Annotated in this window: 17 protein-coding genes; 6 read left to right on the top strand and 11 right to left on the bottom strand. The window is 41.9% G+C overall.

The window, feature by feature from the left end:
• Positions 1-2: 2 nt before the first annotated feature.
• From trxB to rsmH, 7 genes are all read right to left on the bottom strand, one after another.
• Positions 3-920 (bottom strand): thioredoxin-disulfide reductase, encoded by a 918-nt coding sequence (trxB, locus tag SST62_RS0102185; RefSeq protein WP_029186139.1) that lies wholly within the window; start codon positions 918-920, stop codon positions 3-5.
• 13 nt (positions 921-933) lie between these two features.
• Positions 934-1,158, bottom strand: coding sequence for a DUF4059 family protein (locus SST62_RS0102180; RefSeq protein WP_029186138.1), 225 nt, complete (start codon positions 1,156-1,158; stop codon positions 934-936).
• A 17-nt stretch (positions 1,159-1,175) separates the two neighbouring features.
• A complete protein-coding gene (locus tag SST62_RS0102175; RefSeq protein ID WP_029186137.1) occupies positions 1,176-2,519 on the bottom strand; it encodes a DEAD/DEAH box helicase in 1,344 nt (447 codons plus the stop codon).
• Between the two features lie 216 nt (positions 2,520-2,735).
• The gene (gene mraY / locus SST62_RS0102170) at positions 2,736-3,734 is read right to left on the bottom strand and encodes a phospho-N-acetylmuramoyl-pentapeptide-transferase (protein ID WP_002937990.1); all 999 of its coding nucleotides are present in this window, start codon (positions 3,732-3,734) and stop codon (positions 2,736-2,738) included.
• A gap of 1 nt (position 3,735) precedes the next feature.
• The gene (pbp2X, locus tag SST62_RS0102165; protein WP_029186136.1) at positions 3,736-5,985 is read right to left on the bottom strand and encodes a penicillin-binding protein PBP2X; all 2,250 of its coding nucleotides are present in this window, start codon (positions 5,983-5,985) and stop codon (positions 3,736-3,738) included.
• Positions 5,985-6,308, bottom strand: coding sequence for a cell division protein FtsL (gene ftsL, locus SST62_RS0102160; protein ID WP_002937992.1), 324 nt, complete (start codon positions 6,306-6,308; stop codon positions 5,985-5,987). Before ftsL ends, pbp2X begins: the two co-directional genes overlap by 1 nt.
• 10 nt (positions 6,309-6,318) lie before the next feature.
• Complete coding sequence (gene rsmH, locus SST62_RS0102155) at positions 6,319-7,269, bottom strand: 16S rRNA (cytosine(1402)-N(4))-methyltransferase RsmH (RefSeq protein ID WP_029186135.1); 951 nt, start codon at positions 7,267-7,269, stop codon at positions 6,319-6,321.
• Between the two features lie 270 nt (positions 7,270-7,539).
• On the opposite strand from rsmH, the gene SST62_RS0102150 reads away from it, so the two are divergent.
• The 6 genes from SST62_RS0102150 to SST62_RS0102125 are packed head-to-tail and all read left to right on the top strand — an operon-like array spanning position 7,540 to position 10,224.
• Entirely contained in the window at positions 7,540-7,728 is a 189-nt protein-coding gene (locus SST62_RS0102150) for a helix-turn-helix transcriptional regulator (protein WP_002942681.1), read from the top strand.
• A 15-nt stretch (positions 7,729-7,743) separates the two neighbouring features.
• Positions 7,744-7,962 (top strand): hypothetical protein, encoded by a 219-nt coding sequence (locus tag SST62_RS0102145; protein ID WP_029186134.1) that lies wholly within the window; start codon positions 7,744-7,746, stop codon positions 7,960-7,962.
• A gap of 3 nt (positions 7,963-7,965) precedes the next feature.
• Positions 7,966-9,048: a DUF3278 domain-containing protein gene (locus tag SST62_RS0102140; RefSeq protein ID WP_029186133.1), complete on the top strand. Its 1,083-nt coding sequence runs from the start codon at positions 7,966-7,968 to the stop codon at positions 9,046-9,048.
• Positions 9,049-9,060: 12 nt separating this feature from the next.
• A complete protein-coding gene (locus tag SST62_RS0102135; protein WP_029186132.1) occupies positions 9,061-9,399 on the top strand; it encodes a hypothetical protein in 339 nt (112 codons plus the stop codon).
• Positions 9,396-9,743 carry a hypothetical protein gene (locus tag SST62_RS0102130; protein WP_029186131.1) on the top strand — a complete coding sequence of 116 codons (348 nt, stop codon included), beginning with the start codon at positions 9,396-9,398 and terminating at the stop codon, positions 9,741-9,743. Before SST62_RS0102135 ends, SST62_RS0102130 begins: the two co-directional genes overlap by 4 nt.
• Before the next feature lie 52 nt (positions 9,744-9,795).
• Entirely contained in the window at positions 9,796-10,224 is a 429-nt protein-coding gene (locus SST62_RS0102125; protein WP_029186130.1) for a NusG domain II-containing protein, read from the top strand.
• Between the two features lie 41 nt (positions 10,225-10,265).
• Here SST62_RS0102125 and menA read toward each other — a convergent pair whose 3' ends face one another.
• The 4 genes from menA to SST62_RS0102105 all read right to left on the bottom strand — a co-directional run bounded on the left by menA (position 10,266) and on the right by SST62_RS0102105 (position 13,887).
• Positions 10,266-11,222, bottom strand: a complete 957-nt coding sequence (gene menA, locus SST62_RS0102120; protein ID WP_029186129.1) for a 1,4-dihydroxy-2-naphthoate polyprenyltransferase — start codon at positions 11,220-11,222, stop codon at positions 10,266-10,268.
• Positions 11,215-12,264: an FAD:protein FMN transferase gene (locus SST62_RS0102115; RefSeq protein ID WP_029186128.1), complete on the bottom strand. Its 1,050-nt coding sequence runs from the start codon at positions 12,262-12,264 to the stop codon at positions 11,215-11,217. Before SST62_RS0102115 ends, menA begins: the two co-directional genes overlap by 8 nt.
• Before the next feature lie 73 nt (positions 12,265-12,337).
• Positions 12,338-12,817, bottom strand: a complete 480-nt coding sequence (locus SST62_RS0102110; protein ID WP_029186127.1) for an FMN-binding protein — start codon at positions 12,815-12,817, stop codon at positions 12,338-12,340.
• Positions 12,818-12,897: 80 nt separating this feature from the next.
• Positions 12,898-13,887, bottom strand: coding sequence for a polyprenyl synthetase family protein (locus tag SST62_RS0102105; protein WP_029186126.1), 990 nt, complete (start codon positions 13,885-13,887; stop codon positions 12,898-12,900).
• Positions 13,888-13,892 lie beyond the last annotated feature (5 nt).

The following is a 13,892-nucleotide window of genomic DNA, read 5'->3' as shown; positions in this document are numbered from 1 at the left end:
CCCTATTCAGCTAGTTCTGTGATGTAGTTATAGACTTCCTGACCAGCAACTGCTCCATTTCCAACAGCAGTCGCAATCTGACGGAGTTGATTTTGGCGGATGTCGCCAATGGCATAAATACCAGGCTGGCTGGTTGCCATTTTTTCATCAGTGATAATCCATCCCGCTTCATCTGTAATGCCCAAATCCGCAACGGAATCTGTCATCGGATCCAAACCAACGTAAACAAAGACACCACCAAAGTCCAATTCACTGACTTCCTCTGTTTTCACGTTTTTAATTCGGACACTTTGAACCCGTAAATCATCTCCCTTTATTTCTTCAACAACGCTGTCCCAAATGAAATTGATTTTTTCATTGGCAAATGCACGGTCTTGGATAACTTTTTGGGCACGGAGTTGGTCACGTCGGTGAACAATGGTCACAGATTCTGCGAATTGTGTCAAGAAAAGGGCTTCTTCTACCGCTGAATCACCGCCACCTACGACCAAGAGTTTCTGACCACGGAAGAAGGCACCGTCACAGACCGCACAGTAGGAAACACCACGGCTATTGTAAGTATCCTCTCCAGGAACACCCAACAAACGGTGTTTAGCTCCCATAGCTAAAATGACTGTTTTGGTTTCCAGTACACCGTCTTCTGTAATGATTTTCTTAATCGGACCATCTTCTTCAATTCGCACCAAGGTCCCAAAAATATGATCTACTCCGAATTTTTCCAGAGGTTCAAACATCTTCTCAGCCAAGGCAGGACCTGAAATATGGTCGTAGCCAGGATAGTTTTCAATTTCCGCGGTATTGTTCATCTGACCACCATAAATACCACGTTCCAAAAGAGCTACCTTTAAATTGCTACGCCCTGCATAAAGAGCTGCAGTCATCCCCGCAGGACCCGCACCAATTACAACTGTATCGTACATATACTTTTTCCTTCTACACTTTAAACATTAATAAGATTCCCACCACTCCAAAGGCTACAATGGGAATTGTCATCACATTAATCATCAACAAATCAAACAAGAAATCTTGTCGTTCTTGCAAGGTTTTATCCACACCCTTTGTCGCACGCCAGATAAACCAGACCAGACTAGAAGTGATAATCAACAGGGAAGCTATTAGCAATCCTTGTAAATAAAAACTTAGAATGTTTTGTAACATCTTTTTCCTCGATTACTTTAAAAGGTTTGACGCTTGGCTTTACGTTCTGCACGACCTTTTGCACGCGCTTCAACTCGCTTGGTCTTGCGACGTTTTTCATCAACAGCCCATTGAATTTTCTTCTTGTAGCCCGGTTTGACTTTTTTCTTTTTCTTCTTGACCAAGCCAATCATTTCCAAATCTAGTTTTTCACGAGATTTTTCACGGTTAGCACGGCGGTCACGGTCGTAGGTATCGACAAATTCGCCATTTTTCATTTCTTTTGGCAAGAATTTGATATTGAGTTTTTCTAGCTCTCGAATATCTGCATCATCGCTTGGCTGATAAAGGGTAATGGCAATGCCTGATAAACCATTACGACCTGTGCGCCCCACACGGTGAACAAAGAAGGAAAGGTCCTGAGGAATGGCATCATTGATGACATGGCTGACACCTTCAATGTCAATACCACGTGCTGCCAAGTCTGTCGCTACAATATATTGATAATCCAAGTTCTTCACCTGGTTCATAATCCGCTTGCGTTCACGTGGAGGAATGTCCCCATGAATCTTTGCAACGCGTAGACCATTCGCAGTCAAATAGCTATGCAATTCATCTGCACGTGTCTTTGTATTGACGAAAATCATGGCCAAGTAAGGTTGCATGAGCTTGGTTACTTCCAAGATTTGAGCATTACGGTCACGCCCCTTGGTTGAAATCAACCAGTTTTCAATGGTATCTGAAATCACCGTATGGGTCTTGATTTGTTCCATGACTGGATTGGATAAGTACTTTTTCAAAAACGGTTGGAGTTTCTGCGGAATGGTCGCTGAAAAGACCATAAATTGCAAGTCTTTTGGCAGGCTGCCAGCAATCTTATCAACTGTTTCTAAAAAGCCCATGTCCAAGGTCATATCTGCCTCATCCACCACAAAGGTTTTGGCTTTATGGATAGCAAGGTCACCTGATTTGACCAAATCATAGATACGCCCCGGTGTCCCGACAACAATATGAGGTTGACCAGCTTGGAGCTTGTCAATCTGACGGTTCTTGTCTGTACCACCAACATAATTGGTCACACGAACTTCCATGTCCGAATGACTAGCCAACTGACGAGCCGCTTGATAAATCTGAGTAGCCAGTTCTCGTGATGAAGCTGTAATAACAGCCTGAACTTGGTCCAATTCTTCATTTAATTTTTGGAAAATCGGGATCAAGAAGGTATGGGTCTTACCCGAACCTGTTTTTGATTCCCCAATCAAGTCTCGCCCTGACAAAACAACAGGAATCAATTTCTCCTGAACCTCTGTCGGCTGGACAAAGTTAATTTCTTTCAAAGCCTCCTGAATATAAGGCTTGAGTTTCATATCTGTAAATTTCATAGTTCCCTCTTTGGAAGCTGTATTCACAAGCAAAGTGCTTATATAAGAGATCATTTTCGCTAATAAAGTCGTTTTACCGATTGTACTTTGAAAAAACTAACGATGAGTAGTTTGAAAACTAGTCCTATATGGAAACCTTGAACTGTGAATACAGGTTCTTAATTATACTGCCTTCTATTATAGCACAAAAACAGCATTTCTGCTGTTTCTGACATTTTATAGATAAAGAATAGCTAGGGTAATCAAGCTCATGATGAGACCGACTGACCAGAGGAAAAAGTCAACTTTCCACTCGCTCCATTTTTCAGCTTTTCCGGTCAAACCTCCAAGCTCCAAATGGTGATGAAAAGGAGTCATACGGAAGATACGACGACCTTCTCCAAAGCGTTTTTTGGTGTATTTAAAATATGAAACTTGCAACATAACAGAGGACGTTTCAATAACATAAACCAGACCGATTAGAAGAAGTGTCCATTCTTGACGGAGGGCAATGGAAATAGTCGCTAGCATGCCACCAAGTGCCAAACTTCCCACATCACCCATAAAAATCTTCGCTGGTTTACGGTTATAAACAAAGAAACCGAGCAAGCCACCAATCATGGTCACACAAACTAGAAGAATATCAAATTTTTGCTCATTGAAGGCGATGACAGAGTAAGCTAGAAGGCTGATAACAACTGAGATAGAAGCCAATCCATCAATACCATCTGTCAAATTAACTGCATTTGAAAAACCGACCAGCCAGAACAGAACAAATGGGAAATAAAGAACTCCCAAATGTACCATGTGACCAAATACATTCAATTCTCCGCCACCTGCTCCTCTTACGTGTACAAAGTAGAAGACAATACCTCCTAAAATTTGTAGAGCAAGCTTTTGTTTAGGATTAAGACCTTCATTTATTTTACGGAAAATTTTTAAAAAGTCATCCAAAAATCCTACTACACCATAAAGGGCAAGGATGAAGAGGATGGCAAGGACACCACCCGTCAACAGTTGAAAGGCCGTTGCAAACAACAAGCTGACAAGAATCGCAACAACGAGAAAAACTGTTCCCCCCATTGTTGGTGTACCTGCCTTAAACTGATGTTGTTTCACATCTTCGTGCATCTGTTGCCCCTCGATGCGTTTGGCTTGATAAAATGTAATAAATCGTGGGATTAAGAGAACGGTTGCTAGAAAAGCTACCAATCCCGACATAAGTGCGAATTGCATGTTAGTCTCCTAAGGTTATTGTTATTTTCTCGGTTTTATTCAAAGCGGTACCAACCTCTACACTTTGGTCGACTACTTTTGAACCCGTTCCTTTATAGGTCACTTCGATACCAGTCCATTCAGCAAATATATCCATATTCTCTTTGGTGATTGCGTACAGGTCTGGCATTTCTTCGAATTTATTTGTCAGGAGTAGAACCTGTTGGTTGGCGATTACGTTACTTCCTTTTTCGACTGAAACTTTTTTAATTTCAGCACCGTTTCCAAGGATAACTGGTTGAACTAATTGACGGCGAAGTTCCTCAGCCGACTCGCCTGGTGCCTTACCAATGAGGTCTGGCAATTGATACTCTGTCTCATTAGCAACCCGGGTCAATGCTGGCGCAGGTGAATCCAGATTCAAATTGTCTTTCAACAGCATCGCTTCTTTCAATGTAGGACTGACAATGTCACGCCAAGACAGGACATTTAATACTTCCGGTTGGCGAATGGTCACATACATGATAAATTCAGGGTCCTCAGCAGGGATCATGGCTACTACAGAGTTGATGTAGGCACCTTTAATATACCCTTGACCATCTTCGCTGGCAATTTCCGCCGTACCTGATTTAACTGCAATGTCATAGCCATCAACTTGAATTGCAGGCCCCTGTAAGTCATGTGAGTAGAGCGTACCATAAACAGGGTCCGTACCGACATTAATCATATAGCGAAGTGTATCATCGGCAGCTTGTTCAGAAACTGGATTTCCCACTTCTTCTTTCGAAGAAACTCTAGCTGTATCTGTATTAGGATTATAAAGAGCTGAGATGAATTTAGGCTCTAGCATAATACCGTTGTTCGCAATGGCGGTAAAACTACGAAGCATCTGTGCCTGGTTTGCAGAAATACCCTGACCAAACGATGACATGGCGATAGAAACAATGTTGTCCCCTGGTACCATTCCTGGCGCCTCGTCCCCCATACCAAAACGCGTTGGGTAGCCAAAGCGGAATTTAGCGAGGTAATTTAGCCATTTTTCATCTCCCATCTGTTGCTGCAATAAGGTCATCCCAACGTTACTGGATAGGGAGAAGCCTTGCGCATAATTGAGAGTCACAGCTGAATAACCTGCATTGAGGGTCCAGTCATTGATTTTCGCGTCTGCGATAACGTACTCATTATTGGTATAATAGGCATTTGGGTCAAAGGTTCCATTATCGATAGCTGACGCTACTGTTAGCACCTTCATTGTTGAACCAGGCTCAAACGCTTCTTGGTATAAGAGTGACCGCTCTAGCAGTCCTTCTTGGCCTAGACCTTCTTTGGTATCTGAATCATAGCTTGGCCTTTGGGTCGTCGCCAGTATTTCACCCGTCTTGGCTGAAACCAAAGTTGCATTCGCATATCGCCCTTTGGCGTTATCAAAGAAGGTATTCATATTGGTTTCAAGAGAACGTTGCAGATCGGCTGAAATTGTCGTATAGACATCCTGCCCATTTACTGTCTCCGTTTCAACCTTTTCTGTTCCAGGTAGGACACGGCCTTGGCTATCTTTCTCGTAGATAACCTTTCCATCTTGACCAGCCAGAATATCATTCAGATAATATTCCAAACCACTCACACCCTGTAAACTATGACTACCATCCTTGTTTTCAACCGGATTAGCTAACCCGACAAAAATTGAAGCAAAATTTCCATTCGGATACATCCGTCCTGGACTAGCGTTAAAGGCAATCCCTTCAATACCTGCCGCCTTCATCTCTTCTTGGATTGAAGACATCGTACTATAGGAGATGTTCTTGCCTAACGTCCCAAAGTATACCTGCTTCAGTTCAGGTTGATTCAGCTGCTCCATAACATAAGCCGTCTCCATTCCGAGATGCTTTTTAAAGATTTCTGCTACTTTGCTGAACTGAGAAGACTGCACATACAAAACTTTTTTCAGTTCTGACACATATTCTGTGTCAATGATGGCATAGACTGTATAGGTCGTTGAATCTTCTGCAATAGGAATTCCTGTACGGTCGTATATCGTCCCCCGTTTAGCTTGAACGGTAACTTCACGCTGGTGTACCGCATCAGCTCTTTCTGACAAATCCACCCCAAATTTACTATCGGTTCCGATAATATAGGCAAAGTTAATTAAAAAGAGAAAAAAGACGAAAACCGTCAAAAGAAGTAGGCTCTGTCCTACTCTTCGACGATTTTTTGACGGAACATATCGTTTTTTCAAGACATACCGCAAGAGTTTATTATTTCTTCTGGGCATTATTCGGCTACTCCAATATTGTCATTATTAAAAGTTAATCCAGCTTTTTCAGCAATTTCCATCAATCGAGCTGAACGTGTCAATTCATTGACAGCTTGCTTTGCATCGTTGATTTCAATCTGTTTTTGGCTAATATCTTGATTGACTTTGGCCATCCCAGATTGAAGCTGCAAAAGCCGCGTTTGCATAAAGATAATTCCTATGGCAAGGGCTAATCCAGATAATACGATGCTTGAATAGAAGGCTTTTTCTACACGTGTGAAGGTTCTAATTTTATCACCGATAACCCGCATAGTGGCTTCTCTACGTTTTTCTTGCAACATAGACTCTCTCCTATTTATGTACTTTCTTAGCTACACGCAGTTTGGCTGAATGCGCGCGATTATTTGCCTCTAATTCTTCTTGACTAGGTAAGATAGGCTTACGATTGACCAATTCAAGTGGCGCCTTCAAGTCATCTGGAATAAATGGCAAGCCTTTTGGAACATCAATCGTACTGGCTTCTTTGAAGAGTTGTTTGGTCAAGCGATCTTCTAAAGAATGGAAAGTAATAACAGAAATCCGTCCATCCAAAGCCAATAAGTCAATGGCCTGCTGGATAGATTCGTCTGCTGCACCTAATTCATCGTTGACTTCAATCCGAATAGCCTGAAAAATCTGCTTGGCAGGGTGGCCCTTCTTCTTAAGTTCCTTGGCTGGCTTAGCAGATTTGATCAGTTCTGCCAACTCAGTTGTCGTTTCAATAGGTTTGATGGCACGTGCCTGTTCAATCTTACGAGCAATCTGCTTGGAAAATTTATCCTCACCGTATTTAAAGAAAATCCGTACCAAATCATGATAGTCATAGTTATTGACCACATCATAGGCCGTCAAATGTCCCTCACGATTCATCCGCATATCAAGCGGAGCATCTTGTTTGTAAGAAAAGCCACGCTCCCGCTCATCCAACTGCGGACTAGACACACCAAGATCGTAACAAATCCCATCAATCTCTGTCACCCCAAGCTCTGCCAAGCGAGTCTTGAGATTGCGAAAATTGTCCTTGATGAAGGTTACTTGCCCCTTTTCAATGTAGGTTGCCAAGCGAATGTGGGCATGGTCGATGGCCGTCTGATCCTGGTCAAAGGCATAGAGATGCCCTCCTTCCGTCAACTGACTCAAAAGGTACTCACTATGACCTGCCCCACCCAAGGTAGCATCTACATAAATTCCATTTGGTTTGATGTCTAACATATCTACTGTTTCGTGCAAAAGCACAGTAGTGTGATTAAATTCCTTGCTCATATCTTATTTATTGTACCACAAAATAAATCAAAAAGTTGTTGCAAACTTTTTACAAAAAATGTGTCAAATATAGTTGACAAGCTTTCTTGATGGGTATATAATAACATTACAGAAAAGTGTCGGATATAATTGACATCAACAGGGAGGGTTCCCACATTTTTTTACAGTTGTATGTCAGATATAATTGACAATCATTTAAAAGGATAGCCAACCTATCCTCTCATTTTTAGTCAAATGTGTCAGATATAGTTGACATAGAAAGGAGGGCACATGAACCGTGTCAAAGATTATCGCCTACTACTAGGAATTTCCCAGCTGGATTTGGCCAAGGCCATCGGCGTATCCAGGCAGACCATCAACATGATTGAAAACAACAAGTACAATCCCTCGCTAGACCTCTGTATTAACCTAGCCAAAGCTTTACAGACCGATCTCAATAGCCTCTTTTGGAATGAATAGAAAGGAAAAATTACCATGAAAAAGAATGTACGTCAAGCTCTTATCTCTACCCTTATTTTTATCCCGCTCTTTATCCTCTTTCAGCTTTGGGGCAATAGCGGAGCGGACATTTTGCACATTATCAGCCAAGCGAAATTCTGGGTGCAACTGCTAATTGCTGGGACAATCTATTTCCTTGGACTAGCTTACCTGCTGCCAGTTATTCGTCGAAAATTAGAAGAGGATAAGGAGTAAGCTATGAAAAAGGAAACATTTCAAGATAAATTGATCAAACGATTTTACGGTATCGCTGGTCCCCTAGATGAATACCGCAAACAAGAAGCCTTCCGACTAGGCAATACCTGCTTTATCCTGCTCTTTTGGGGCACCATGGCTCTTACCCTACTGGCAATTACCTTATACAAACGCTTCCCAGAAGTCGTTGCCTATGGCTACCCAACGGCTCTACTCCTATCCACTCTTTCCGCCAGTATGTATATGACATCCAAGATGCGTCACAGCCAAGTGGACAGTTTAGATGTAGAAGAACTGACTAGCAAGGAACAGAAACAACTCAAGGGAGCAAGTATCAAATTCGCCCTCTATTTCACTACCGTTATGTACATCTGGGTGGTTGTTTTCGGTGCCTGGATGGAGGGGCTCAACCCTCTCGACCAGCTATTTGACCTCCGAAAATTCCTAGCTGCCTGTCTAGGTGGTGTTTTCACGGGCATTGCTCTTGAAATCATGTTACGCAAACGCATGAAAAAGGCAGAAAAACTAACTGTCAGCTCTGCTATTTCCAAAGAAGAACCCAAGTGGCTCCAAAATATGATACGGCACTTCTATGGCATCCGTGGTCCTTTAGACGAGTACCGACGAACCAAGGCTGATGAGATTGGGGGGATTGCCTTTATCTACCACTTCTACTTCCTTGCTCTCGGAAATGCTGTCGCCTACTTCCTAGCTATCCGCTATCCTGTGGAGGTTGCCACCTATTATCCAATGACAATTGCTCTCTTTAGCTTTATCTTGCTAGGTGTAGTCAATATGCAGACCCTCCATGCTGACTTGCCCCAATATGACTTGGATGAGCTTAGCCCTGAGGAAAGACAAGCTCGGCCCCTAAACCCACTTCTTTGGGGACTGGGAGTTGCACTGCTTTCGACCGTTTTTGCTGGAGTGGCAGACCTCTTTAGCCTCAAGCTTCCCCTACTGGCTTCCATCTTGCACACAAAATCTCTCCTCTTCGGTGGCACGATGGGTCTCTTTGCTAGCATTGCCCTGTCTGCCTTTGCCTATCTGCATAAACTGGAAGCAGAAACTACTAAGAAAAAATAAGGAGCTAACACCATGAATAAACCTCCTACTCCAAAACAAACCTGTCGATTTTTCGTTCTCTTTTATAGTTTACTTTCTGCCCTCTTCATCTACTCTTATCTCGTCAATGAGCCGATTAGTGGTTCCTTCTTGCTCATGCTACCGACCATTCAGATGACCAAATCCTATAAAAAATCAGAAGGAAAACGCTACTTTCTCATCCAAGCCATCTTTGCCCTATTTGCCATGACCTTGACCTATTCCGTGGGCATTTGGCTAGAACATGTCAAACCACGTGTCCTCATCCTTCCTGCTGGATTTGCTCTAGCTATTCTTTATCGGATTTATTTCAAAAAGGAGGAAGATAGATGAACGTTGACAAATCGAAACTCATACTCACTTTGATTGTCCTCTCCTATACAGCAATTTGCAGCCTATATATACATAGCTACCTGACTGGGGACAATCCATCAATTTTTTTCTTACTGTTCACTATACTTCCATTCTTAAATAGCGACCGGCAAACTACCAGTCCAGAATCAAATGCTGTCCAAAAAGCTATCTATCTTTATCGCAAACCACTGATCTGGTTTCTCTTTGCAGGCTTTGCCCTAACCTTTTCCATTGGACTGTTCACTGGGAAAATCCAGCCACTGCAAGCTGGATTCTGGGGAATGTTAGCCATCCTACTCTTTGTTGGACAATTAAAAAAGTAATCCACATTCAAGATTTTACAAAGCAAATTTTTTTCTATACAATAGACTGTATATGACAATCAAATCTATTCTCAAACAACTCAAATTATTTGATTATATCTTAATCGGATTCACCCTCATCTTATCCTTTCTTCCAGCATTTTTTACCTATACACATCTGACAACAGATACAAATGAGGCAAAAACGATTGCCTATGTCCGCATCAATGGTGAGGTGGTCGACCAATTTGAATTATCAAAGGACACACCACATCAAGAAAAGACCTACTATCCCAATGAAGGGCAATACAACATCATTGAAGTTGATGGCGAACGCATTCGGGTCAAGGAAGACAATAGCCCAGACCAAATTGCCGTTATGACCAGCTGGATTAGCCAGCCAGGAGAACTCTCCGTCTGCCTGCCACATAACCTGTTGATTGAAATCAAATCCGTCGGCGGAGAAAGCACTGACGAAGAAGAACTCATTTTACCACTATAACAAAGAAGACACAGCCTGATGAACGACTGTGTCTTTCCTTTTTAGAAAATAAGGGCTAAAGCAAGTATCACTACATATTGCAGCGCATAGAGTACAAAACTTTTTACTGCCTCGATAAAGGTTTCCCGTTTGACTTGCTTTTTCAAAAATGTTTCTAGACTCTTATAAGCAGGCCAAACACCGATTAAACCGATCAGTGCCCAGATAGGTAAAAATCCAGTCAGGCAGTAAATTATCCACAACAACCATGGTAAACTTGCCAAGAAAAAATACAATTTAAGAGCATTTTTCTTGCCAATATAGTAAACCAGAGTATACCGATGGTTGCGAATATCTTCTTCTACATCACAGGTATTGTTGGCCAACATGATATTGGCAATCAAGGTTACCAAAGGAAGGGACATGAAAATAATGTCTATTATTTTTGTCCAAGAGAATTGCACGGTCATCCACTGACCGCTCACTTGACTGGTCAATAGCCCAGCTGGGTCTTGGATAAAGACTGCTAGGAAGAAAATCCCAAATCCCATGGTTACTCCAGAGAAAACTTCACCCAGTGGCATTCTCGAAAGCGGTATAGGTCCAAAGGTATAAAAGATACCAATGAGGAAACAGAGAGCTCCCATCGGTAGGAGGAGCCAACTGGTTCGCCAAACAAGCACCAATGAAATAATCACTGAAAAAATTAGTAGGGCAAGGACGATTCCAATCATCTGACGGAAATCCAGAGAGAATTTTCCAATCACATTGCTTTCCTGACGATAGGTTTCATCCTTGGCCTTGTGGTAGTCCATGCTATTGTTGATGGCGGTTGTACACATATCGAAACTAAGGACTGCTAGAACAAATAAAAGCGTATTGAGCCAGTTAAAGGTTTGATAGCGATAGATAGCCCAAAGGATTCCCAAGGTCATCGGAAAAACACTTGCTACCTTGGTCTTCATTTCAACAAATTCTAAAAATACAGGTAAACTGAGCCCTTTGGTTGATTTATTCATTGACAAGATGATACTCCTCATTCGTTAATTCAAAACTTTCCTTCAAGCCATCACTCAGATGAACGCCTTGCTCCTTATCAATGAAAACAGCTTCTACACCATCCATCTGATTAATAAAGTCAAGACCTTTTTCCACACCTAGTAAGAAGAGAGTTGTGGATAAGGCGTCTCCCTGGACAGATGTTTTGGAAAAGACTGTCACACCTGAAATATCGTTTTCCACAGGATATCCAGTTTTTGGATCCAGAATATGGTGGTATTTAACACCGTCCACCTCTAAGAAGCGCTCGTAAATACCTGAAGTAACAACCGAGTCATGTGTCCCTGGTACAGAACCAACTGTGGCTCCACGCACTTGGTCTGGGTCTTGAACTCCAACATTCCAACCATTTTGTGTCGTTGGCGAATCCCCCATAACCACTACATTCCCACCTAGATTAATGATAGCAGTCGTAATCCCCTTGCTGGCAAACAATTCTCTAACCTTATCTGCAATGTACCCTTTAGAAATCGCACCTAATTCTAAGGTCATTCCTTCTTTGATAAAGACAGTCTTCTTCTCCTTATCTAAAGTAATATCTTTATAATTGATAAATGGCAGAGCAGCTTTGATTTCTTCATCACTGGGCTTGCGTGCATCCTCATCTCCAATTTTCCACAGATTGCTCACAGCTCCAATGGAAATGTCAAATAGGCCCTGACTTTCTTTACTCATGTCAATAGCTGTTTCAATCACTTCAAATGTACGTTCATCCACCTCAACAGCTTCTTTTCCCGCAGCCTGATTGATACGATAGACATCTGCCCCTTCTAAGTTTGTGGACAACAGACTTTCCATTTCCTTGATATAGGAGACAGCTTCATCCATCACTTCTTCTTGGTCTTCATGATAGATACTTAATTGTACAACAGTGTGAAGCAAGCTTTCACTACGTGTCAAGGGCGTCTTCACAACTGGTAAACTTGCTGATTGAGATTGTCCACAAGCTACTAAGCATACTGTGAACAGTACCAGCCCAAGTAGTCGAATCAATTTTTTCAATAGAATTCCCTCATATAAACAAGAAGACACAGTTGCGACTTGAAGCCCCTGTGTCTTATCGGTATTGACTAAATTAGTCAAGAGTTACAGTTTCTGTATTTCCTTCGGAAGCTGCAGCAAGAAGAGCCTCTGTAGACTTCTTGAAGTCTTCTGTAGTATGGGTCGCACCTGAAACAACTTCAACTGCTGAGATATCTTGCTTTTCAACCAAAGCAGCATTCAATTGTTCAATTGCTTCACCAGCAGAAACTCCTGCTTTGTCCTTCATGTTTTTGTTGTATTCTTCGTTCGTAGACTTCAAGCTACCATCTTCCGCTTCGTAATCAAACTTAGACTCGCTGATTTTACCATCTTTAACTGTCAAAGTGTGAACGATTTTATAGCCGTAATCGTCTTTGCCTGACTCAGCTTTGTAAGTACCATCTTTCAATACTACTGTTTCTGTAGTTGAAGATGAAGTTGAAGTAGATTCTTGTTTAGAACCGCAAGCAGCAAGTGCAAATACCGCACCTAGAACGACCAAACTTTTCAAGACAACTTTAGTTGTTTTCATAACAATACTCCTTTTGTAAATTAAATAGTTTTTCTATTTATAATGATATACCTAATTAAAGAAAAAGTCTAGATATTTTTTTAAAAATAATGACTAAAAACCGTTTCGACAATGCTGTCCAATGATTGGAGAGAAAAGCGATTCAGTCTGTTTACATGACTTCCCATTTTATTTAAATAAGCTACAATCAATCCTTCCGTTTTGGCAATGGCATTCGTTGCAAATAGCTTATCTATAATCACATCTAATCCCTCTTGACTAGGGGTTTGAATGTAGTTCTGTAAGTGCTGACGAATAGAACGATCTTCACTCATCGCAAACAAAAGTGGTGCTGTGTATATTCCATTTTGAATATCTTGCAATCTGGGCTTACCCGACTTTTCAACATCTAAGCGGTAATCAATCAAATCATCTCGGATTTGAAAAGCCATACCCAGAGCTTGACCTGCACGAAAGGCTAAATGACTGTCCTTCTTAGATTGCCCTGAGATAAAGCTGCCCAGCTGACATGCTAAACCGAATAAAAAAGCTGTTTTCCCTTGAATTTGCTTGAGATAGGCTTTCATCGTCATTTGGGTATCAAATTGATTGACCAACTGAGACAACTCTCCACGAAGAATAATTTCCAGGAGCTTATCATTGCCCAAATCCAAGTCTTTCTCCGTCAACTCCTGCAATCGAAGTCCTTTCCCAAGCAAGCGTCCTGAGTAAGCCAGAAGATAGTCTCCCGTATAAATAGCGATTCGGTTTGAAAATTGTTGATGGGCTGCTTCAACACCCCGTCTCTTATCTGCACCATCAATCACATCGTCATGAATCAGAGTCGCCAGATGCAGGACTTCTAAATGGGCAGCAAAATATAGCTTTGAACGGCTAATCTTTCCTTCCGTCATTTGTGCAAAGAGCAGACAGAGGCCGGCACGCAGGTATTTTCCTGGCGCCTCTACATATTCAACAATCTTTGAAGTCACTGCTGGATGCAGGACCATCATCTCAGATAAGATGATGGATTTTACCTCTTCAAGTCCCCTCTCAATCTCAGGATAGGTATTCCAAATTTGATGTACCACTAACT

The organism is Streptococcus suis YS56, assembly GCF_000440115.1.
Taxonomy (GTDB): Bacteria; Bacillota; Bacilli; order Lactobacillales; family Streptococcaceae; genus Streptococcus; species Streptococcus suis_L.
The sequence above is the reverse complement of the archived record's forward strand: the minus strand, read 5'-3'. Positions and strand labels throughout refer to the sequence as shown.